The sequence below is a fragment of the Methanolacinia petrolearia DSM 11571 genome, assembly GCF_000147875.1.
Classification (GTDB): Archaea; Halobacteriota; Methanomicrobia; order Methanomicrobiales; family Methanomicrobiaceae; genus Methanolacinia; species Methanolacinia petrolearia.
The window spans coordinates 2,392,490-2,412,749 of sequence record NC_014507.1 but is presented as its reverse complement, the minus strand read 5'-3'; the positions used below and the strand labels follow the sequence as shown (position 1 = coordinate 2,412,749).

Below are 20,260 nucleotides of genomic sequence, written 5' to 3'. Positions count from 1 at the left end.
AATGGGATATATTCAAGTTCTTCCGGAATTCGGTCTTGTAGCGGATCCGGTAGTAGGTCTTGTAACCACAGCCGGAGCATCGCTTGCACCGATTCTGGACGAGATAGGAGAGGTAGAGAAGATTGCCGATGATATCGTAGGGATGCTCTCCGGAGAAGGCAATTTCCTTGCATCTTTCCCCCACAGGGAAAAATCGCTTGTGTATGCCGGTAGCGTGACAGCTATGTGGTACGGTATGGCAGTTGGACTACTTATCGCGGGATTGTTCGCATTTGCTTTGATCTGAGGTGAAGAAAAATGGCAGATAAAAAATCTCCGGCCTCAGGCTGGCCAAAGATCCAGGGTGACTACCACACCGGCGATGCAAACAGCTGCGTTGTAGTAGTTACAATGGGTTCACACCTTGACGAGCAGGGCGTCTGCGATGCCGGCGCAGCAATGTGCGGTTCATGCAAGACTGAGAATCTCGGTCTGGAAAAGATCGTAGCGAACGTGATTTCGAACCCGAACATCAGGTTCCTGATCACCTGCGGTACAGAAGTCAAGGGACACCTTTCCGGACAGTGCTTAAAGGCCCTTCACGCCGGCGGTGTGGAAGGCGGAAAGATTGTCGGTGCAAAGGGAGCAATTCCGTTCATCGAAAATCTCAACGATGCCGCGATCAAGCGCTTCCAGGAGCAGGTCGAATTAATCGACATTATGGAGACCGAGGATCTCGGTGCAATCAAGGCCAAGGTCCAGGAATGCATAAGCAAGGACCCCGGAGCCTTTGAGGGCGACGCGATGGTCATTGAGGTCAAGGAAGAGGAAGGCGGAGCCGGCGAGACCGAGGGCGAGGAAGCCCCGATGACAGCCGAAGTCGCTCTCCTGCATGCCAGAATGAAGGTAATCCAGGAAAAGGTTACCGGCATGGGCCTCCAGGACCGCTTTGCAGCAGGTGTCTATTCAGGTAAAGTAGAAGGACTCATGATCGGTCTGATCGTGTCTTTTGCCGTTCTCGGCTTCCTGTTAATGGGGTGATAAGAGATGTCAGATGAAGAGAAATCAGGTCCGACAATAATAAGGACAGCAGCTATCGAGGCCATGGTCGCTGACATGCGCTATAAAGGACAGATCCTGGCAAGGACCAACAAGCTTGAATCAGGTATAATGGATTCAGGTATCATTGGTTTCATGTTTGGTCTCCTGATCACGCTGGCACTGACAATAGTTCCGGTATATCTGATGGGAGGTATCTGAGATGGCAGATAAGAAATCCCCCGCTTCCGGCTGGCCAAAAATCCAGGGTGACTACCACTCCGGCGATGCAAACAGCTGCGTTGTAGTAGTTACTATGGGATCGCACCTTGACGAACAGGGTGTCTGTGATGCCGGTGCTGCACTGTGCGGTTCATGCAAGACCGAGAACCTTGGTCTTGAGAAGATCGTAGCGAACGTGGTTGCGAACCCGAACATCAGGTTCCTGATCACCTGCGGTACGGAAGTCAAGGGACACCTTTCCGGGCAATGCTTAAAAGCCCTTCACACCGGCGGTGTGGAAGGCGGAAAGATTGTCGGCGCAAAGGGTGCTATTCCGTTCATCGAGAATTTGGATGATGCTGCAATCAAACGCTTCCAGGAGCAGGTTGAAGTAATCGATATCATGGAGACCGAGGATCTCGGTGCAATAAAAGCCAAGGTCCAGGACTGCATAAGCAAAGACCCCGGAGCCTTTGCAGGCGATGCAATGGTCATAGAGGTCAAGGAATCTGAAGGAGGATCCGAGGCAACGGTTGCTACGGCCAACCCTCAGTTCCTTGAGGCTGAGGCACGTCTCAATGCAATCGAGGAAAAACTTGAGTTCGTAGAAGGAGAACTTATGCAGCGTAACGGTCGTAAGATCGGACGTGATATAGGTATTCTCTACGGTCTTGTTGCAGGATTGTTTACATTCATGATATTGATTGTATTACTCTCAAAACTTATGGCATTGGTGTAAGGAGGAGTGAAATAATGTTCAAATTCGAGAAAGAACAGACGGTACTCGACTTTAACGGTACCAAGATTGGAGGGCAGCCCGGAGAATACCCGAGGGTGCTCGGAGCTTCCATCTTCTATAACAAGCACGAGACTGTTATCGATGATGAGAAGGGCATAATTGATAAGGATCGCGCAGAGGCTCTCTGGAACAGGTGTTTGGAACTTTCCGACCAGAGCGGAGTTCCACACTTCTGCCAGATCATCTCTGAAACACCAGAGGCATTCGAGAGCTACTTCCAGTGGTTTGATTCGATCGACAACAAGACCGCATTCCTGATGGATTCGTCAAACCCCGCAGCACTTGCACATGCCTGCGGCTATGTTACTGAAGTAGGCCTTGCAAGCCGTGCAATCTACAACTCGATCAACGGTTCAATCGGACCGGAGAACATCGAGGCACTGAAGAACAGTGATGTCGATGCTGCAATCGTACTTGCATTCAACCCCGGTGACCCCTCGGTCAAGGGACGTGAGCAGGTACTTTCACAGGGTGGAGTTGCTGGACAGGAAAAGTCAATGATGGCTATCGCGGAAGAGTGTGGAATTACACGTCCTATCCTCGATACTGCAGCAACACCTCTCGGACTTGGTTCCGGCGGTTCATTCCGTGAGATTCTTGCATGCAAGGCAATCCACGGTCTCCCAACCGGTGGTGCGTACCACAACATGACCGTATCATGGCCCTGGCTCAAACGCTGGAGAGGATCCAAGAAGAACCCCTCGCTGCTCTTACAGCAGTACGAAGGAAAGGATCTTCTTGCAGAACAGATGTCCCACCACCACTCCGGTGGACTTGAGGGCATAAAGCAGGCAGCATGGACAGCACCTGATATCGGATGTAACATCATGGCTGCAACACTCGGTGCAGACCTCATCATGTACGGACCTATCGAGAACTGTGAAGCTGCAACAACAGCAATTGCATTCTCCGACATTGTCCTCGCAGAGGCTGCAAAAGAGTTTGGTCTTGAGCCGCAGGTGGACACACATCCGCTCTTCCACCTGGTATAAACCCTTTAAATATATTTTTTTAAAGGCTTTATCGGCCTCTTTTTGTGAAATTTTCCAGGCAGAGTTTAGCAGTTCTGTTTGTAGTAATCCTGATGTCCCGTCTTAATCCCTGAAAACGTGCTCTAATATCCAGTACATTTATCCTATGTGGGGTAAATTCTGGAAAATGCAGAGATTCCTGGTTTGGATTTGTAATAATTCCGTCAGGGATTCATTGAGATAAATCTCATATTTCAGGTTAAGAAAGAATAAAATGTTCATCCTTTAACACTACTCGTTTCCGGAATAATCATTTTTTTCAGAACTTCCAAACATTGCTTTAAGATACCAGAAAACAAGGAGCATCACAATTATCATTTCAATGAAGAATCCGATATTCAAAAGAATCCCTGGAAGAATATTATCGTCTCCTGCAGTAGATTTAAACCCGAAGGTTAACCCGTCGAGCAGCCATCCTGAAAGAGGAAGTCTTTTGGAAAAGTAATAATCAGGATAAGCCTGTCCCAGGACCATTTCGGGTGTGATAATCATCACGAAGATAAAAGGGATTGATATGAACGGGGCCAGAAAAGCAGCAAGTTGTTTCCATTTCTCCCTGATATTGAGGGGGGAAGCATCCATTGCAATAGCAACTGCACAGGATACGGCGAATGCTATCGTGATGAACCATGCTGAAACTGAAATGGTGCCGGAATTGTCAGGGCCGGAAATAACGATCTCAAATAGAATCAGCGATAAGACAAACAGGACGGGCGGAATTAACAGTTTCAGTTTAACGGAGTTAATCATCCGGAGTCCGAAATACAAAAGATACGATATGCATGACGGCAGCAAAAACAAAAATAATACTTCTATCGTTTTAATCCCCCGTTTTAGTAAGTCATCTGATAACGTGATCTGTTTTCAGTTCTAAAATTATTTTGGTGTCCGGCGCAAAAAATATGGTTTCAGTCCTGTTTGAGCCTTGTTACGATTATTGCCAGTCCTATATACACGGATGCCAGGACAAAATAAGTAATCCTGTAGTTTGCCGTTCCTCCGGATGCCGAATCGAAAGCCGCACCGAGAAGCGCTCCGCCGATGAGTGAACCGGCATTGAGCAGGACGTTCAGCAGCCCCTGGGCCGAGGCCCTGTCCTCTGTTCCCGATTCGTGCAGCATAAGGTAGTATAGTGCATTTCCTGCAATGGAGGCATTGCCGATTCCGATTAGGATTGTCGAGAGGATGAAGGTATGGATCGATCCGGAAATGCCGAGAATGAACATTCCTGTGGCTGAGATCAGTCCACCTGCGAGCATTATGGGTTTGGGCCCGGTCTTGTCGAGCAGTTTTCCTACTGCAAGGGTTGCGACGAGCGATGCGACCGTAAAAGGCAGAAGGATGTAGGCGCCGGCCGAATCGCTGAGGCCGAAGGCCATTATCGCAAATGTAGAGAGGAAGTATGTACCGGCACCTGCTGTATATCCCAGAAGAGTCAGGATGCTTGCTATCAGCGGATTTTTTCGTTTCAGCATTGAGAGAGGCAGTATCTTCTCCTCTGTGCTTCTTTCGAATTTCAGGAACAGAAGAAGAGAGACAATCGTTACAGCAATGAGGATAAATGCCCCTGCCGAAAACAGCGACCCGGAGAATTGCGTGATAAATATTGCAAAAGCCGCGATGGCAAGGCTGAGAGCGATAATCCCTTTCCAGTCGATTGCCTTTTTTCCCGAAAAGTCGCTTTCGGCCGGGAGCAATTTATATGCAAGGCAGGCCAGCACCAGGGCAACCGGTATATTCACAGCGAATACGAAATGCCAGTCGAAGTTTATCAGGAATCCGGCGATGAGGGGGCCGGCTGCATATACCATGCTTATGATGACTCCGAATATACCGAGGACGGTACCCCTGTTTTCAGTAAAGTGATCGCCGATCAATACTATGGCAAGGACGGATATGCCTGCTCCGATTCCCTGGAGTGCTCTTCCGGCGAGGAACCATTCGAAAGACTGCGCAGAAACGACTATAAGAAGTCCGGCGATGAACGAGGATATACATAGAAGGTAGATCTTCTTTCGCCCGATATAATCGGCCATCTTCGCAATTATCGGGGTGAAGATCAGCAGGAACAGGACTTCTATATTTATCGCCCATGAGATGAGCCCTTCGCTTACACCGAAAGCCGTTTTCAGGGGATATAGTATCGGGGAGACGGTAGATCCGTCAAGAGCTATCATGATGGCCCCGGTAAATATGACAGCAAGGATTTGGGATTTCTTACTTTCAAACAAATTATTCATATCTGTTCGGCAATTGATCGTATTATTTATGTATATATTAACGATGCGATATTAATTTCAGGTTTGCTGCCTGAATTTGATCCAGCTAACATAGCCGAAAATATTGGATGTTGTATACGTGGTTGCAGTAATTTGGAGCGACTCTTTTTGTTGTTTATTAATCCAACAGATCCTCTTCGGTGTCAAAGAGAATTGTTTTTATAAGCGCAATTACATAACTAATAGAGCACTAAGACAATTGTGAGGGCCCGTGGTCTAGCTGGTTATGACGTCGCCTTGACATGGCGGAGGTCTTGAGTTCGAATCTCAACGAGCCCACTTTTTATTATTTTCATAAACCAATCAGATGTTATTTCCAGTTTTGATATTTGTTTTGAATTTTATGGTGAAGACGGGGTAAATTCATTTTTCAAATGGCAAATATTTTTACATCTTCAGGGTCTATTCACGTCAGAGGAGGAAAACCCTGTGGAGCCTTCATATAAAAATCTTTTAAGGCTCTTTGAGATCCAGTTCGCTTTTTTTATGATCTGCGATAAAGAAGGGAGGATTCAGTATGCGGATCCCGGATGTGAAAAATTAGGGATAATCAGGGGCAGGGCCGGGGAAGACAATCCGCAGGAACTATATCCGGAAAAAAACTTCGGATTTGATCAGAACAATTGCACTGGATGCAATAAAATCCGGGAAAGGAATCCGTACTGATATTTCAATCCCGGTATCCGGTGGAGAGAGGTGGTATGAGATCACAGCAACCCCGGTCTATGATAAGTCAATTGATACAGGTGCTGCGATGGTGACCGGCAGGGATATCACCGAATGCAGAATCACGGGGGAGAGGCTTAGCGATTCAAAACTTCAGATCGATATACTTCTTGATGGTTCTCCCGTACCGATGTTTATTCTTAACAGTGAGCACAGGCTGATCTACTGGAACAAGGCGCTTGAAAGGCAGAGCGGTATTAAGGCCGGGGATGTTCTGGGAACGAAATCACAGTGGGAGATATTCTACTCTGAAAAAAGACCCACCCTGGCTGATTTACTCCTTGATAATTCAACTGATGATCTCCGGAAATGGTAATCGGACGAACCCCGGCAGTCGGAAGAGATACCTGGTGCATATGAAATAGATAATTACTATCCTGATCTTGGTCCCGGAGGCAAATGGCTTAAGCTGATCGCGTCCGTCTTAAAAGATGACGGGGGTAGGATCTACGGCGCAATTGAAACCTATATCGATATCACGGAAAAAAAGAAGGCTGAACTGGCATTGAAGGAAAGCGAGGAGAAATTTCGCGAAGTGTTTAATAATGCAAACGATATGATTATTCTCACCTATTTTGATGAGAATCACCCCGGGAAAATAATCGAGATCAACGAACGTACAGTAATAGATCTCGGCTATCAAAAATCCGAGCTCATCGATATGGACCTGTTAATGCTGGTTGATGAATCCGACCGGGAAAAATCTGGAGAAATTCTTAATATAATTGCCACAGTGCCAGGATTCTTCTATGAACTGCTCCTGAAAACAAAAGACAAGAGGAGAATAGCGGTCGAGATAAAAACGAAGGCCTTTGAACTCGGTGGTCAGCAGGTTGCATTATCCGTAATGCGTGATATAACCGAGAGAAAAAAAGCGCATGAAATAGAGAAGAAGGCATTTGCGCAGATTGAAGAGAATATCAATCAACTTGCAACTCTTGGCGATGCAATAAGAAATCCCCTTACAGTGTTCGTCGGTCTTGCAGACCTCAACGGCGGAGAGATTGAAGAGAAGATAAAGAAAGAGGCAAAAGAGATCGACGACTATATCACCATGCTTGATCGCGGCTGGATCGAATCTGAAAAAGTGAGGGATTTCCTTAAAAAGCACTATGGCATAGTCTGATCCTTAATTGTCCAGGAGTAATACTATTTTTAAGGTTTTTAATAAGATGGAAGGAGCATTTGATTAAGTTTTAATGAAAGATTATTCTTGTCAATAGACAAATATATAGAAGAATACAATACCTGAGGTGCCAGATGAAAATCCTTTTTGTGGTGTGCGGTGAGGGACTGGGTCATGCTTCAAGAAGTACAAAACTAGCCCGCTATCTTGAAAACTTCGGCCATACATGCATCTTTGCATCATATGGCAAGGCCTATGATTTCATAAACAGACAGGGTGGTTTTCAGGTTTATGAGACTCCAGGCGAGGTTAAACTAGAGGGTGACAACGGGTATTTCAGCATATCCAGGACATTATGGTCCTCCAAGGGTGTGATGATAAACCTTGGAAAATCACTGCAAAGTATCAGGCATATAATTACAGAGCATTCAATAGATCTAATGGTGTCCGACACGATGTACGGGGCTGTCACGGCTGCAAAGCTCGAATCGATCCCGTCGGTGTTTATTACAAACCAGAATTCCTTCTCCACAGCCGATGACTCGGGTTCAAGGTACTGGAAAGCCCTGAGCAAAATTGTAGGTAAATACCTGACAGTTCCCGACAGGGTGATCGTTCCTGATTTCGAGCCCCCGCATACGGTCTGCGGCTATAATCTCGAACTGAACAACGGCTACAAGCCGGTATTCGATTTTGTCGGCCCGATAATTGACAGCAGCATGTTTGGGTATGATCTCAAAAAAGAGACGATCTTCGCTTCCTTCGGCGGAGAGCCTTTTAAGGTTCCTCTCTATCACATGCTGAAGAAGATTGCCGATGAAAGGCCTTTTCATACTTTTGAAGCCTTCTCCACGACCCCGGGACTTCCTGAGAGTTCGAATAATTTCAGGGTATACAGCTACGTAGAGGATATACACCGGTATATGGCGCAAGCGAGAGTGGTGATCCTACACGGGGGGCTTACGAGCCTGCACGAATCCCTATTGTTCAACAAGCCGAGCGTCATGATAGTCGATCCCCATCATCCCGAGCAATGGAACAATGCAAGAAAGATCGAGGAGATAGGTGCCGGAATACTCCTCGAGGGAGACAAGGTCACGGAGAAAAGACTCAGCGATGCGATCGACGAGGCGCTTACGATGAAAGTTCCGGACATGACTCATCTCTTCAATTCACAGGACGGAAAGGTGAAATCCTATAAAGTGATCGAAGAACTTATGGCAAACCCCGGGTATCCCAAGGAAAGGATTCACTTGAGAAGAGAATCTATAAAGTGGCTGAAGAATTATGAGAATATTATAAGATCCAAATGAGGAGACTAAAATGGATGAGAGTTTTAAGACCATTTTGATACTGCTTTCAGGTATGGTAGTTATTCTTGCCGTATTCCTTCTGATAGCCGGAAATATATATCCTGACGGAGTCGAAATGCTGGGGATTACTCCCGAATCATCATACGGCTATGAAGTGTCGTTAACATCATCTGAGACATTATATAACGTCACACTGTTCCTTCCGCTTCCTTCAGATCAGGGGTACTCTGTGGTGGGGTACGGGATCCTGAATGGCAGCGGTTACGGAATCCCGACTAATATGGTGACTGATATATTCGGTGAAGGAGAATCCCTGTTTCTAAAGGCAACCCTCCCGGAAACGGACGGGATGAAATTCGGAATAAATGTCGATAACAAGGTGCTTATTGATACAATCGACCCAATATTAAATTCATACGTGATCCGGCCGGTAATGGATCTTCAGAGCGGGGAGAGCACTGATACCTATAAGACTTATATTTATGCCTCATATGATGCATCTCCCGGAGCTGTGGTTACAATAGATATCAGTGAAGAGGGCAGGAATATCTGGAAGGTATTCTCGGAAAAGACAAATTATTTTGACGAGCATGTCTCCCTTTCGCTGACAAAATCTCCTGATAAATGGGAGAAGGCTGATGTTTCCCTCAGCAAGGAAAAAGGGGACTATTCAGTCCTATTTTAATATTTTTAACAGAATCCCCTGATGTTATGAAAGCTGGTCTTTGTGCTGAATGCAAGGGCCGCGGGTTCTGCGGCCTGAAAGAGTGTCCTATTACTAAGAGATTTTATGCCGGGCTGAGGACCAGAGTATCGAAGGAATACATGGGGGAATCCCCGTCTGTTTTTATCGGGAGCAGAAATTATCCTTCGGTCTCGGGCGGACCCCTGATGATCGGCGAATCGGACGATCCTGAAGACTGGGTCCGCAGAAATTATTCTATCGACGACATTGTCGGAATCCGTGCAGGGACCATAAGAGGAAATTCGCGTTATAAAGTAAAACAGACATTGCCGGATCTACCTATCCAGGAGATTGCACTTTCTAAGAAACCTCTTGATGTTGAGGTTGCATTTGAAAAACCGGTATCCTTCGACCTGAAGTTCGACGGAATCCTTGCACCTGTAGGCCTTTCGGGATCTATCGAGAAACTGAAGGTGCTTGACAACGCTTCAGTGCCTGTTGTCGTGGACAGGATCACATCCGATACCGACCTTAAGGCAACCGAAGGGGTGATAGAACTGTACAAATCGGGGATCGATCACCATTATATCACCCAGCTCCTGACGTCGGGACAGCTTGGGGTTAAGCGGCATATAGTTCCGACAAGATGGGGTATAACGGCTGTCGACGACACGATATCATACGCCCTTAAAAGGGAAGTAATGAGAAACCCCCAAGTGTCGGGTATTACGATGCTTACCGCATCGCTTCATGCTAACCGTATCATCTGCGTTCTTTTGCCGGGCGAATTCAGGTTCGAGATGATCGAGATCTGGGGCCAGGGAAGCATGTGGGGCGGCAGCGAAGGGGATACCATCGTCGTTGATTCCGAGGGAGAGAAGAGGAAGTCGAATTACTCTCCTATAACAGGTGCATATTACTCGGCAAGGCTCGCGGTTCTCGAATATCTAAGGAGTATCGGGCGGTGCGCCTCGGTGTTTGTGGTAAGACAGGTCTCAAAGGACTACTGGGCCCCGCTTGGCACATGGGTGATCCGTGAGGCATCACGAAAGGCGATGAACTCTGTTCCCATAAGTTTCGATGATACGGCAGCCGTCGAGACGGAGATCAACATGATCCTCGGCTCAAGGCATTGGAGGAGCTACAGCAGGCTCTTAAACGATATAAAGTCGCAGAAAAGGTTATCTGATTTTTTCTGACTGTGCCCTGAAACGATCTTCAATCGATGAGATCGTTTCGATCTCGTCAATACCCTTGTCGTCCCTGAAGCGGATGAATCTCGGGAACCTGAGTGCATAGCCGGCCTCGTAATTGGTGCTCTTCTGGATCTCGGCATATCCTACCTCAAACACAACTTCAGGCTCGAAACTAACTACCTTGCCGGACTCGGAGATCTCCGTGTCCTTCAGGAGATCATATACTCCTGCGAGAGCCTCGTCCGAAAAACCCGTCGCAACCTTCGATATCCTAAGGAGTCTTCCGGATTCATCCTGGCATGCGAGGATGAATGACCCGAATAGATGGGCGCGTTTCCCTTCGCCCCATTCAGCACCAACTACTGCAAGGTCTATAGTATCGACGGAGGGCTTGATCTTTATCCACTGGCGAACCCTCTGTCCCGGTGTATATGCCGATTTGAGCGATTTGATCATTATTCCCTCGTGGCCCGCGTCGAGAGCTTCCCTGTAGAACGCTTCGATGGTTATAATATCGTCGGAAACTATCTGGGGTGCTACATGTAATGAGACGTTCTCAACGAGGATTTTTCTTCTCTCCTCAAACGGTTTGTCAATGAGAGTCTCCCCGTCGAGATAGAGGATATCGAATATGTTCGGGACAAGCCTGATATTTTCAATATGCGATGCAATGTCGTGTTTTCTCCTGAATCTCTTCAGGACATGCTGGAAAGGCATCGGATTTCCGTTCCCGTCGACCGCGATGACCTCACCGTCAAGTATAACATCGTGTCCGGTCGTTTTAACGAGAATGTCGACGATATCGGGGATTGCAGTGGTGACCTCTTCAAGTTTTCTCGAGTAGATCCTGCACTTGTCACCGGATTTGTGGAACTGGAATCTGGTTCCGTCGTATTTGTACTCCGCCGCAATTGCACCCTGTTCCTCAACCATCTCAGCGATCGTTCCCTGCTTTGCAAGCATCATCTTTACCGGCCTGAAGAGCGATATCCTGACTGCCCTTAATTCATCAACCCCTTTTTTTGCAATTACCGCGATCTCGCCGAGATCGTTTGCCGCCTGGTACGCATGCTCGACCGACTCCGTCGGGACATCGAACGCCTTTGCGATCGCGTCGCGGATGTTGCCTTCACCTATTCCGATCCTGAGTTCACCGAGGATCAGCCTTGAGAGGTATTTCCCTTCGGCCCCACCGGCATTTGCGAATAATTTCCTGATGACCTTCAGCTTCTCTTTTTGGGACCGGTTCCCTTCTATCGAGGAAAGATAGGCGAAATCCGAATATACATCCCTGAGATCGGGATTTTCTGAAAAAAATGATGTCTGCTCTTTTTTGGAGAGGATATTTTCAACTGCGGTCCCCACATCGCCCTGTTTGTTTATCTCCCTGACAACTTTGCTCCTGTCGTTCCCTGCGACATATGCAACCGACTCGAATACAAGATTCGGCCCGATCCCGATCTTGTCCTGACTCCAGTCTGGAAAGATCCTGCCCATCAGGAACCTGATAAATATCGGGAGTTCCTCGTCGTCCAGTCCGGGAAGATGGGATGCGATCATGTCTATCGTATCAAGCCTTCCGGAGATCTTCTCCAATTGCCCGCAGATCTCTGAAAATTCGCTAAACTGCATATGTATATTCCCTAAATTTACAACCTGATAGTCGTCGAGATCTCGTGCTGGAGAGCTACACCGACGGAGACATTGCAGTCGCCGCAGAGTGCTTCCGATGCATTATCCAGCGCCTTTTGAGGGGTGTTGTTCTCTTCGCTGAGGTGCGCCAGGATGGTCCCGCTGATGTCGTGCTTAAGCGATTTCAGGCATTCACCTGCCGCAATGTTCGACAGGTGCCCGCGGTTTATATCCCTTATTCTCTCCTTCAGGTATATCGGGTACGGACCGTTCTGGAGCATGACCGGGCAGTGATTGCTTTCCAGAATGACATATTCCGATTTTTTAAGATTCCCGAGTATCTTCTCGCTGATCATTCCCGTATCAGTGCAGTATGCAATTCTGCTCCCGCTTTCGTCTATTAAAAACCCGCACGGATCGCATGCGTCGTGATGTGTTGAAAATGCAGTTATTTTAAGTCCGTCGACGGTGAACGGCTCGTCCTTCCTGCAGGGTTTGAGTTCGACCGGCTTATCGGATTTCCGCTTCTCCTCGAACTGCCATAATGTTCCGTGGGTTGCATATACGGGGATATCGAGTTTTCTTGCGATAACGTCGACACCCTTCATATGATCGGAATGCTCGTGAGTGAGGAGGATTCCCTGGATCAGCTCTTTTTTTCCTCCTGCCTCATCAAGCCGTTTAAGGATCTCTTTTGTACTCAGTCCGGCATCGATTAGGATTGCTCCCGAATCGCCTTCGATATATGTGCAGTTGCCTTTGCTGCCGCTCGCCAGAACTGTAACCCTCATTCCTGACTAAGTATAGATGTGAAAGTAAAAAAAATAGTGGAATTATTTGCATTCTGTCTTATCGGTTTTGCATTTTTCGATTTCAACAAGAATTGGTGCTATGGTTCCGGAATGAATACATCTCTTCACAAGTTTTACGAGTCTCTTGTTGTAGTATATATGCGATATCTGGAAGCCCGACAAAAACCCGAAGCACAATGTCACCACACCGAGGAGAAGGATACCTGTCATCTCGTCCATTTTTATACCTCCTTAGGAAATCTCGCTCATTTCATCGATAAGCGGTTCGAATGAATCATCGTCCATGCATTTCTGGGCAGCCATATAGAATCTTTTGCTGTAGTAGGACTTCATTATAAAGAAGCCCAGAACGATTCCTGCGGCAAAGAGTATTATTACTATCCCGAATCCAAACAACACATCAGCCATTGTATCATCTGATGATGCGCATTCAATTATTATAAAGTATATAGTCTTATCTGTGAGATCAGGTTCATGGTCGGACGTACTGCCCGCAATTCTGGAGGAAGAATCCGGGGGGGATATTGCATTCGAAGCCGGAAAAATGAATCCCGGCGTTAATACCTATCTTGTCAGGTCGTACGATCGTTCGGCTCTCATCTTCTCTTTTCCGGCTGTAATCCGTTGTGGCCTGCCTGGTCAGGATCTGCTCCCTGATAAAAGGGGTTATGACGGGGCGGTCGGGGCGTTCATCGAAGAGGTAAAGGGGCATTCGCGATCGATCGAAGGCCTCCGTCCTCTCGGTGGTTTTGATACCGGATTCCCGCAGAACTATTCGGCGAATATCGAACCGGTCACCTTCTGCCGCTCATCGTTCGGGGCAGGGCAGCAGCTCTGGAAAGCGGATTCTGAAAACTATCTGGATGACAAAGGGGTACATGTCATCCTGTCCGGGGCTCTTCCCTATCCCGGTCTGCCGTCGGAACCGAATATCAGGATTATCAGGGATAAGCTCTCAGGTCTCATGGAATCCGTAGCAGAGATCGTCTTCGGACTCGATGAAAAGAAGACTGAAAAATATGCGCTCTGTTCTGCCGACCAGAAGATGATTAGGGAGGTGCTTGATTCTAAAGGGCTGGTTGCATTTGTCGGCGACGGGACGAGAGGTGTAAGAACCTATACCCGCCACAGGGGGCACTTCCGTGTCGCGGGCCCGAACGAGATCTCAAATATTCCGTTCAGATGCCCGGTAGAGCTTGAACCTGTCGAGATGGTGCTTCCTGCAAGCGGGGGAAGTATTACAGGGCTCGGGATCAGGAAAAAGGAGATCTTCGCCGTAACGGGATCGAATGCACAGGGGAAATCGACATTCCTCCAGGTAATCCGTTCGGGCTCCGACGATCACATGCCAGGCGACGGCAGGGAAAATGTCGTAACGCTCGGGAATGTGATGACCGCAGAATCGGGTGAATTCGAGATCCCGGGTGCCGATATCAGCATGTTCTTTTCTGCGCTTCCTCCCGGGATGTCCGGGACGCCGAAGAACGTCTACGGTGGAGGAAGCGGTTCAATGGTGATGGCCGCCATGTTCCAGGAGGCGGTAAGGAAGAATGCATCTCTGATTGTGGTGGACGAGGACAGGTCGGCCACGAACCTTCTGGTTCCAAACTGCATGCAGAGCGAAGATGTCACTCCTCTTTCCGTAATATGCAGGAGCCGGAGAGAAAAACTGAAGGGCTCATCCGTGATATTCGCCGCTGCGACGATGGACATCCTCGTTGCGGAGGCGGACCGGATAATGAAGTTTCAGGATCATGCGGCCGTGGGGATCTTGAGGGACGAATTCCGGTCCGGGCTGAAGAGGCATCTTGAATCTGTTATAAGGGATCTCTAAGGATCTCTAAAGGACCCGGCGAGGAAGTCCCTTGCATAATGTGCAAAAATAGTTCATTATACAGGACAAAACAAAGATGGGAATATGTTGAAAAGACTCGATGCGGACAGCTGGGTGCCCGGGAGGAGGGCGTCTCTTGAGGATGTGTATCCGGCAGTCAACGATATTATTGAGAATGTAAAAGCCAATGGTGATGCCGCTCTTTTCGAATATGCAAAAAAATTCGATCGCTGCGAACTGGACTCTCTTCTTGTCACTGAGGACGAGAGGGAGGATGCATACGAGGATGTCGACCCGAAGATAGTCGAATACCTTATCGAAGCGGAGTCGAGGATCACAGAGTTCCATGAATACCAGAAGAAAGAGGATCTATGGCTGAGACAGCTTCACCCCGGGATTACGCTCGGAATTAAAACGACTCCTTTGAACAGAGCGGGATGCTACATTCCGGGTGGGCGTGCTTCTTATCCGTCGACCGCCATTATGACCGTAGTTCCTGCAAGGGTTGCAGGAGTTGAATCTATATGCGCCTGCACCCCGCCCCCTGCAAATTCCATGACAATTGCCGCACTCGATATCGCAGGTGCGACCGAGATCGTCCGTGCCGGCGGTGCACAGGCTGTTGCTGCGATGGCACTCGGGACAGAGTCGATAGAACCGGTCCAGAAGATTGTCGGGCCGGGAAATGTCTACGTCACTGCAGCCAAGATTCTCCTCCGGGGCAATGCGGAGATCGACTTTCCTGCAGGGCCGTCCGAGATCTGCATTATCGCCGACGAGAGTGCGAATCCGTCATTCATCGCGGCAGACATTCTCGCCCAGGCGGAGCACGACCCAAATGCTGCATGTGTTCTTGTTACAACGAGTGAATCTCTCGCGGACAAGGTATCGGCAGATGTGAAAATGATGGCAAAGAGTGCGCCGAGAGCAGAGATTATAGAAAAAGCCCTTACTAATTCAGGGTATATCCCCGCCGCAGACCTGAAGGATGCTGTCTCGATCTCGGATCGTATAGCCCCCGAGCACCTGTCGATACAGGTCTCAGACCCTCTCCCGGTTCTCTCGGCAGTACGTAATGCAGGCTCGATATTTGTCGGACCGTATACTCCTGTTGCATGTGGTGACTATGCATCGGGTACAAACCACGTTCTCCCTACTGCAGGCTACGCCTCAGTATATTCCGGGTTGAATGTTTCTCATTTCTGCAAGACATCCACCGTCCAGATCATCGAACAGGAAGGTCTTGAGGAGATAGGCGATATAGTCGAGGCCCTTGCCGAGGCAGAAGGCCTCTTCGCACATTCGGAATCTGTTAAAATCAGAAGAAAATAAGTCTTAAATTTTATATCTTTTCAAAAATTTTGGAAATATCTCAAAAATAATATTCAAAGCAGAAATCAGAACATATAGTCGTCTTTTTTCTTGCTTGTCGGGTTTTCGATCTTCTCCATGGTATTGAGGATGTCGTCAACGTTTACCTTCTCTCTTCCCCTGTCATAATACTCTTCGATAATCTCACTTCCCGATTGTTTGTCCTGTTCTTTTGCATTTTCCTGCTCTGTTTCCTGTTCCTGAATATCGTTGAAATCGCCGGAGTTTTCCCGGGAATTCTCTTCATAAGCGGGTGCAGGCTGTTGTTCTGAATATGCTGTTCCATAAGACGTACCCGGGGTTTTTCGGGGAATCTCATCTACCTCGAATATCGATTCAATCTCCTCTTCATAGATGCCTTCATCCCCGAATTCAGTCTCCGTTTCATCGCGGTATGAATGGAAATTTTGTTTGTGCCTGGAAGAGTTGTCGTGATTCTTCTCCCTGTCCTTTTGTATCTGTATGATTATCGATCCCAGTTCGCGCAGTATCTTCGGTGAATCTATTCCCTGTTTGAAGACGGTCTTTTCCGAGAACATCCCTGTATTCAGATTGTTGTTGTTCGCTTTGACAAGAATCTCGAATTCCCTGTTCCTGAAGTAGAAAGCGGATGCGAAGATGGCGACCCCTACAGCCGCAGTTATCAAAACACCGTAGGAGCCGTTTCCAAGTATTCCTTCGAGTATCCTGTAGATCGACGGAAGTCGGTCTGCTGCCAGAAGACCCGCAGATGCGAGGAAAAAGAGGCCGACAATTATCAGTATAATGCGTGGGCTCTCCTTTTCATATATTTCAACGCCCCTGATATCTTCGATTCTTATCTCCTGTGTTAATGTCGGCCTGCCTGTCTTTCTTCCCCTGCTGCTCTGGCCGTATAATATCAGCCGCATGTTCGTTGCGGCAATATTGACTGTTGCATTTTGTGGTTTTTTCATCCTGAATGAACGGTACTCCTTTACGACGTTTTCGTTTGGAGCCAGTTCAATAAAGTCGGAAACGGATGCCATTATTATCTCTTCAATAATATAGTAGAAAAAGCTTTCATAATTCCTTCTAGGAATATCACAAATATTCGGGTTTTTTATTAATGCCCGGTCTGAAAACAGGTCCGCCTACGTTTTCTCCCCATCCGGTATCTCCCGGGCCGATCTTCGATATGTCATCGCTTACCTCGTGGATTGTAGCGCTCATGTTGTCGGCGAAATGAACTGTCCATGCTTCTATTGTCTGGGGTTTGATCTCCCCGTAAGGGCCGTGATGCGACTGGATGATGTGAAGGATCTGTTCGTATACTGATTCGTCGATAAGATCCCTGTATCTCTCTGTCATCACTATTGCGGGGGTGATATGACCGAGCAGGGAATAGGACGGGTTGGCTGAAAACCCGAAGCCTTTCGGGTCGAAAGATTTGCATTTCCCAATATCGTGAAGTATTGCACCTGCGATCAGGATGTCTGTATCGAACTTCACGCTTCCCATCTGCTCGGATGTCGTAATCGCGATCTCGGTCACTTCCAGCGTATGAAGTGCAAGCCCTCCCCTGAAGGCATGATGCTTCTTCCTTGCGGCAGGTTTATCGAAGAAACCGTCGGCGTCACCTATAATAGATCCCACAAAACCGCGGATTGATGGATCTTCTATTTTCAGTATGCAGGAGGTGATTCCGGCCCGGCTCCTATTCGTATCATATGGCGTGTATTCAAAGTCCCCGGGAGAGAGCGAATCAGCATCGGCTGGAAGGTTGAGATTCACTAACCCGTCCGTGACCTTTACGAGAAGTTCGTTGTTGTAGGTCTCCGATTCCCCTTCAATACGGAAGGGCAGGCCTTCGTTAGAATTCATTATATTAAAGACTCTCTCGACTTCTTCTGCACCGCCCTGGCTTCTTCCCCAGATCCTGCAGGAGATCTTTCCTGTCCTGTCCGAAAGAGTGCAGATTATATATTTCCCGATCCTTCCCCCGTTTTTTAGCATAGGGGACTCTATAATAAATATCGAATCGATGGGCGAGTTTGTTTCAATATCGGAGATGAACAGATCTTTCATGAAAATTCTCTCACTCGGGCTTACGTGGAACTTTTCCTCTCTTAAGCCTTATAAGGTTTGCAAGCATCCCCGCACCGTCAAAGCCGCCAACATGTGATGATTCACGGTCTTCCCATGCAATAGGAACCTCCTTTATCCTGAAGCCCGAGTTCCGGAGCCGCCAGAGAACTTCGACATCGAATTCAAATCCTCTTGATTCAATTTGGGGCATGACGGAGAGAATCGCTTCCCGCCTGAATGCTTTCGCCCCGCATTGCGTATCCTTAAATGAAAGTCCGAACAGGATCTTGACGGCAAGGTTGAACATACGGCTCTGGATCTTTCTGCCCAGTCCCTGTTCAACTACTATATCGGATTCCTGCATCCACCTTGATCCGATTGCACAGTCCGAGTCCTCAAGAGCCGAGAAGAGTTTTCTCATCTCTTTAATCGAGGCCGACCCGTCTGCATCCAGAAATCCACAGTAAGGGGTCTCCGCGTGCCTGAATCCCTCCAGAATTCCTCCGCCTTTTCCAAGTCTGTGGCTGTAGCTGAAGCACCTGATATTGTACTGCCTGTTTTCGGAAGCGAACCTTTCAATTACTTCGGCAGTGTTGTCGGCCCCGTCGCATACGAAGATAAAACTGCCTGTAAATCCGTCCATGTTTTCGAGAAAACGTGCGATTCGTTTCTCTTCGTTGTAGGCCGGGACTATGATCGAACAGTCCGAATCAGGGATTTGAGTCATATAATATTGTAGCAATCCTCTCAGCAGCCGAGTTTTTCAAGGATGGCTTCTGCGAACTGTTTCGCTGCAACAGGGTGGTTTGCCGTGATTATATTCATGTCGGATACTACAGGTATGTTCACGTAATTCGCACCTCCGTCTTCAAGGAGTTTCAGGGATGCCCGGGACTCGAAGACCGTGGCCTGCCTGCCCTTTAATACACCCGCTCTTGCAACAATTACAGGTGCATGACATATCGCGGCGATGACCTTGCCTGCATCCCCAAATTCTTTAGTAAGTCTGCAGAGGTCATCGTCGGCCCAGAGGAAATCCCTGGCGCCAAGGCCTCCGATTAATATAAGTGCATCATAGTCTTTCTCGACTGCTTTTGAGATCTCCAGTCCGGCCTCCTGTTCGCCACCCATCATTCCTATACATACTCCGGTTTTTGTCGATGCCACATCATATTCTATTTCGGCATCCGAGAGCATTCTTGCGGTTACTTCAAACTCTTCCTCACGATATCTCAGGGGGGCTATTACAAAAAGAACCTTCATAAAAAAAGATGGATTTAAAATTGTATAATCCTACTGATGTTTTTCGAGATGATCTTTTAAAGCCTGGCAGGGGTGGCACTTCTCCGCGATCTCAAGTGCTCTTTTCCGGAGTTCGGCATGCTCGACCCTGCATGATTCCGGAATATCTTCCTTTCTGAGGATCTGCGATGTGTTTTCGGTAATCTGGATCAGTTCGGTGGCTATTACTGAATTGAGCCACAGGAGATCCTTTAACATCTCTTCAAGTTCAGGTTCCATGCAATGAATATCGGTTCTATAAAACAAACAACTTTCCATTCCATGTTGCCAATCATTTATGGATTCCGTCTCCTGTGCTGTTTTGCGTTATAATTTTGGATTCAAAGGTCGAATATCTATTTAGCATGACATATATCGAAGATCTTGAGAGTATCGGAAGGAAGGCGAATCCTTATTTCTGTCTTATGGGCATCGATCCCGTGACTTACGGCGACGGAAGAGCGGAACTTACGATGGAAGTCCGCCCTGATATGCTAAATGGCGTGGGGTGGATGCAGGGCGGAGTATATGTCTCTCTCATCGACGAGGCTATGGCCCTTGCAATGATGACGGCACTCGGGGAAGGCGAGGGCATCGCAACCGTATCCGAGACTACACAGTTTATAAAAGGAGTCCGTGAAGGGCGTATCAATGCCAGGGCACATGTGGTTCGTGCAGGAAGAAAAATAATATTTGCAGAAGGATTTGCATTTGCAGACGGAAAAGAGGATGAAGTTCTTGCAAGAACAACTGCCTCTTTCTCCCGCATAACCCCGAAATAATACTTTTTTCTGTCCGTTGAACTGAATTGAATCCTTCCTTTTGCGGGGAAGAAATAATTTTATCAACTATTTTATCTCTCTTAATCTACATACACTACTGTCATATTT

Annotated in this window: 24 protein-coding genes and 1 tRNA gene; 14 read left to right on the top strand and 11 right to left on the bottom strand. The window is 47.7% G+C overall.

Annotated features, from left to right (window positions below; translation table 11 throughout):
- Position 1: 1 nt before the first annotated feature.
- From mtrB to mtrH, 5 genes are read left to right on the top strand one after another with little or no spacing between them, the layout of a single operon-like run.
- A complete protein-coding gene (gene mtrB / locus MPET_RS12170) occupies positions 2-286 on the top strand; it encodes a tetrahydromethanopterin S-methyltransferase subunit MtrB (RefSeq protein WP_013330334.1) in 285 nt (94 codons plus the stop codon).
- 11 nt (positions 287-297) lie between these two features.
- The gene (mtrA, locus tag MPET_RS12165) at positions 298-1,020 is read left to right on the top strand and encodes a tetrahydromethanopterin S-methyltransferase subunit A (RefSeq protein WP_013330333.1); all 723 of its coding nucleotides are present in this window, start codon (positions 298-300) and stop codon (positions 1,018-1,020) included.
- A 6-nt stretch (positions 1,021-1,026) separates the two neighbouring features.
- Positions 1,027-1,239 carry a tetrahydromethanopterin S-methyltransferase subunit F gene (locus MPET_RS12160; protein ID WP_013330332.1) on the top strand — a complete coding sequence of 71 codons (213 nt, stop codon included), beginning with the start codon at positions 1,027-1,029 and terminating at the stop codon, positions 1,237-1,239.
- A 1-nt stretch (position 1,240) separates the two neighbouring features.
- Complete coding sequence (gene mtrA, locus MPET_RS12155) at positions 1,241-1,978, top strand: tetrahydromethanopterin S-methyltransferase subunit A (protein WP_013330331.1); 738 nt, start codon at positions 1,241-1,243, stop codon at positions 1,976-1,978.
- A 14-nt stretch (positions 1,979-1,992) separates the two neighbouring features.
- Positions 1,993-3,030, top strand: a complete 1,038-nt coding sequence (mtrH, locus tag MPET_RS12150) for a tetrahydromethanopterin S-methyltransferase subunit H (RefSeq protein WP_013330330.1) — start codon at positions 1,993-1,995, stop codon at positions 3,028-3,030.
- Positions 3,031-3,300: 270 nt separating this feature from the next.
- On the opposite strand, the gene MPET_RS12145 is transcribed toward mtrH, so the two are convergent.
- Complete coding sequence (locus tag MPET_RS12145; RefSeq protein WP_013330329.1) at positions 3,301-3,819, bottom strand: hypothetical protein; 519 nt, start codon at positions 3,817-3,819, stop codon at positions 3,301-3,303.
- Between the two features lie 158 nt (positions 3,820-3,977).
- The gene (locus MPET_RS12140; RefSeq protein WP_013330328.1) at positions 3,978-5,309 is read right to left on the bottom strand and encodes an MFS transporter; all 1,332 of its coding nucleotides are present in this window, start codon (positions 5,307-5,309) and stop codon (positions 3,978-3,980) included.
- Between the two features lie 244 nt (positions 5,310-5,553).
- On the opposite strand from MPET_RS12140, the gene MPET_RS12135 reads away from it, so the two are divergent.
- From MPET_RS12135 to MPET_RS12105, 6 genes are all read left to right on the top strand, one after another.
- A tRNA-Val gene (locus MPET_RS12135) sits at positions 5,554-5,627 on the top strand.
- A 331-nt stretch (positions 5,628-5,958) separates the two neighbouring features.
- Entirely contained in the window at positions 5,959-6,390 is a 432-nt protein-coding gene (locus MPET_RS12125; RefSeq protein ID WP_048130850.1) for a PAS domain-containing protein, read from the top strand.
- A 189-nt stretch (positions 6,391-6,579) separates the two neighbouring features.
- Complete coding sequence (locus tag MPET_RS12120) at positions 6,580-7,200, top strand: PAS domain S-box protein (protein WP_048130849.1); 621 nt, start codon at positions 6,580-6,582, stop codon at positions 7,198-7,200.
- A 134-nt stretch (positions 7,201-7,334) separates the two neighbouring features.
- On the top strand, positions 7,335-8,513 hold the full coding sequence (locus tag MPET_RS12115; RefSeq protein WP_013330327.1) for a glycosyltransferase family protein: 1,179 nt from the start codon (positions 7,335-7,337) through the stop codon (positions 8,511-8,513).
- A gap of 10 nt (positions 8,514-8,523) precedes the next feature.
- Complete coding sequence (locus MPET_RS12110) at positions 8,524-9,198, top strand: hypothetical protein (RefSeq protein ID WP_013330326.1); 675 nt, start codon at positions 8,524-8,526, stop codon at positions 9,196-9,198.
- A gap of 26 nt (positions 9,199-9,224) precedes the next feature.
- Positions 9,225-10,397, top strand: a complete 1,173-nt coding sequence (locus MPET_RS12105; RefSeq protein ID WP_013330325.1) for an Nre family DNA repair protein — start codon at positions 9,225-9,227, stop codon at positions 10,395-10,397.
- On the opposite strand, the gene MPET_RS12100 is transcribed toward MPET_RS12105, so the two are convergent.
- Genes MPET_RS12100 through MPET_RS15400 form a run of 4 tightly spaced genes read right to left on the bottom strand, consistent with a single transcriptional unit; the run spans position 10,380 to position 13,246 of the window.
- The gene (locus MPET_RS12100) at positions 10,380-12,026 is read right to left on the bottom strand and encodes an ATP-dependent DNA ligase (RefSeq protein WP_013330324.1); all 1,647 of its coding nucleotides are present in this window, start codon (positions 12,024-12,026) and stop codon (positions 10,380-10,382) included. The genes MPET_RS12105 and MPET_RS12100 overlap by 18 nt on opposite strands.
- A gap of 17 nt (positions 12,027-12,043) precedes the next feature.
- The gene (locus MPET_RS12095; RefSeq protein WP_013330323.1) at positions 12,044-12,817 is read right to left on the bottom strand and encodes an MBL fold metallo-hydrolase; all 774 of its coding nucleotides are present in this window, start codon (positions 12,815-12,817) and stop codon (positions 12,044-12,046) included.
- Between the two features lie 42 nt (positions 12,818-12,859).
- Entirely contained in the window at positions 12,860-13,057 is a 198-nt protein-coding gene (locus MPET_RS12090) for a hypothetical protein (RefSeq protein WP_013330322.1), read from the bottom strand.
- A 12-nt stretch (positions 13,058-13,069) separates the two neighbouring features.
- A complete protein-coding gene (locus MPET_RS15400) occupies positions 13,070-13,246 on the bottom strand; it encodes a hypothetical protein (RefSeq protein WP_013330321.1) in 177 nt (58 codons plus the stop codon).
- 52 nt (positions 13,247-13,298) lie between these two features.
- On the opposite strand from MPET_RS15400, the gene MPET_RS12085 reads away from it, so the two are divergent.
- Both MPET_RS12085 and hisD read left to right on the top strand, forming a co-directional pair.
- Positions 13,299-14,672: a P-loop domain-containing protein gene (locus MPET_RS12085; protein WP_013330320.1), complete on the top strand. Its 1,374-nt coding sequence runs from the start codon at positions 13,299-13,301 to the stop codon at positions 14,670-14,672.
- Positions 14,673-14,756: 84 nt separating this feature from the next.
- Positions 14,757-16,004, top strand: coding sequence for a histidinol dehydrogenase (hisD, locus tag MPET_RS12080; RefSeq protein ID WP_013330319.1), 1,248 nt, complete (start codon positions 14,757-14,759; stop codon positions 16,002-16,004).
- Positions 16,005-16,069: 65 nt separating this feature from the next.
- Here the strand turns inward: hisD and MPET_RS12075 are convergent, their stop codons facing one another.
- From MPET_RS12075 to MPET_RS12055, 5 genes are read right to left on the bottom strand one after another with little or no spacing between them, the layout of a single operon-like run.
- Entirely contained in the window at positions 16,070-17,050 is a 981-nt protein-coding gene (locus MPET_RS12075; protein ID WP_013330318.1) for a hypothetical protein, read from the bottom strand.
- A gap of 55 nt (positions 17,051-17,105) precedes the next feature.
- The gene (locus MPET_RS12070; RefSeq protein WP_013330317.1) at positions 17,106-18,089 is read right to left on the bottom strand and encodes a 3'-5' exoribonuclease YhaM family protein; all 984 of its coding nucleotides are present in this window, start codon (positions 18,087-18,089) and stop codon (positions 17,106-17,108) included.
- Between the two features lie 10 nt (positions 18,090-18,099).
- A complete protein-coding gene (locus tag MPET_RS12065) occupies positions 18,100-18,816 on the bottom strand; it encodes a dolichyl-phosphate beta-glucosyltransferase (RefSeq protein WP_013330316.1) in 717 nt (238 codons plus the stop codon).
- Between the two features lie 20 nt (positions 18,817-18,836).
- Entirely contained in the window at positions 18,837-19,352 is a 516-nt protein-coding gene (locus MPET_RS12060) for a DJ-1/PfpI family protein (protein ID WP_013330315.1), read from the bottom strand.
- A gap of 30 nt (positions 19,353-19,382) precedes the next feature.
- Positions 19,383-19,610, bottom strand: coding sequence for a hypothetical protein (locus MPET_RS12055; RefSeq protein WP_013330314.1), 228 nt, complete (start codon positions 19,608-19,610; stop codon positions 19,383-19,385).
- 125 nt (positions 19,611-19,735) lie between these two features.
- Here MPET_RS12055 and MPET_RS12050 point away from each other — a divergent pair, with 125 nt between their 5' ends.
- Complete coding sequence (locus MPET_RS12050) at positions 19,736-20,152, top strand: PaaI family thioesterase (RefSeq protein WP_048131138.1); 417 nt, start codon at positions 19,736-19,738, stop codon at positions 20,150-20,152.
- Positions 20,153-20,260 lie beyond the last annotated feature (108 nt).

Coding starts and splice junctions, on each gene's coding strand:
- MPET_RS12070 (WP_013330317.1), bottom strand. CDS start 18,089: ATGAAAGATCTGTTCATCTCCGATATTGAAACAAACTCGCCCATCGAT.
- MPET_RS12075 (WP_013330318.1), bottom strand. CDS start 17,050: ATGGCATCCGTTTCCGACTTTATTGAACTGGCTCCAAACGAAAACGTC.
- MPET_RS12050 (WP_048131138.1), top strand. CDS start 19,736: ATGACATATATCGAAGATCTTGAGAGTATCGGAAGGAAGGCGAATCCT.
- mtrA (WP_013330333.1), top strand. CDS start 298: ATGGCAGATAAAAAATCTCCGGCCTCAGGCTGGCCAAAGATCCAGGGT.
- MPET_RS12055 (WP_013330314.1), bottom strand. CDS start 19,610: ATGGAACCTGAACTTGAAGAGATGTTAAAGGATCTCCTGTGGCTCAAT.
- mtrB (WP_013330334.1), top strand. CDS start 2: ATGGGATATATTCAAGTTCTTCCGGAATTCGGTCTTGTAGCGGATCCG.
- MPET_RS12160 (WP_013330332.1), top strand. CDS start 1,027: ATGTCAGATGAAGAGAAATCAGGTCCGACAATAATAAGGACAGCAGCT.
- MPET_RS12115 (WP_013330327.1), top strand. CDS start 7,335: ATGAAAATCCTTTTTGTGGTGTGCGGTGAGGGACTGGGTCATGCTTCA.
- MPET_RS12105 (WP_013330325.1), top strand. CDS start 9,225: ATGAAAGCTGGTCTTTGTGCTGAATGCAAGGGCCGCGGGTTCTGCGGC.
- MPET_RS12090 (WP_013330322.1), bottom strand. CDS start 13,057: ATGGACGAGATGACAGGTATCCTTCTCCTCGGTGTGGTGACATTGTGC.
- MPET_RS12145 (WP_013330329.1), bottom strand. CDS start 3,819: ATGATTAACTCCGTTAAACTGAAACTGTTAATTCCGCCCGTCCTGTTT.
- MPET_RS12060 (WP_013330315.1), bottom strand. CDS start 19,352: ATGAAGGTTCTTTTTGTAATAGCCCCCCTGAGATATCGTGAGGAAGAG.
- mtrA (WP_013330331.1), top strand. CDS start 1,241: ATGGCAGATAAGAAATCCCCCGCTTCCGGCTGGCCAAAAATCCAGGGT.
- mtrH (WP_013330330.1), top strand. CDS start 1,993: ATGTTCAAATTCGAGAAAGAACAGACGGTACTCGACTTTAACGGTACC.
- hisD (WP_013330319.1), top strand. CDS start 14,757: ATGTTGAAAAGACTCGATGCGGACAGCTGGGTGCCCGGGAGGAGGGCG.
- MPET_RS12100 (WP_013330324.1), bottom strand. CDS start 12,026: ATGCAGTTTAGCGAATTTTCAGAGATCTGCGGGCAATTGGAGAAGATC.
- MPET_RS12065 (WP_013330316.1), bottom strand. CDS start 18,816: ATGACTCAAATCCCTGATTCGGACTGTTCGATCATAGTCCCGGCCTAC.
- MPET_RS12110 (WP_013330326.1), top strand. CDS start 8,524: ATGGATGAGAGTTTTAAGACCATTTTGATACTGCTTTCAGGTATGGTA.
- MPET_RS15400 (WP_013330321.1), bottom strand. CDS start 13,246: ATGGCTGATGTGTTGTTTGGATTCGGGATAGTAATAATACTCTTTGCC.
- MPET_RS12095 (WP_013330323.1), bottom strand. CDS start 12,817: ATGAGGGTTACAGTTCTGGCGAGCGGCAGCAAAGGCAACTGCACATAT.
- MPET_RS12140 (WP_013330328.1), bottom strand. CDS start 5,309: ATGAATAATTTGTTTGAAAGTAAGAAATCCCAAATCCTTGCTGTCATA.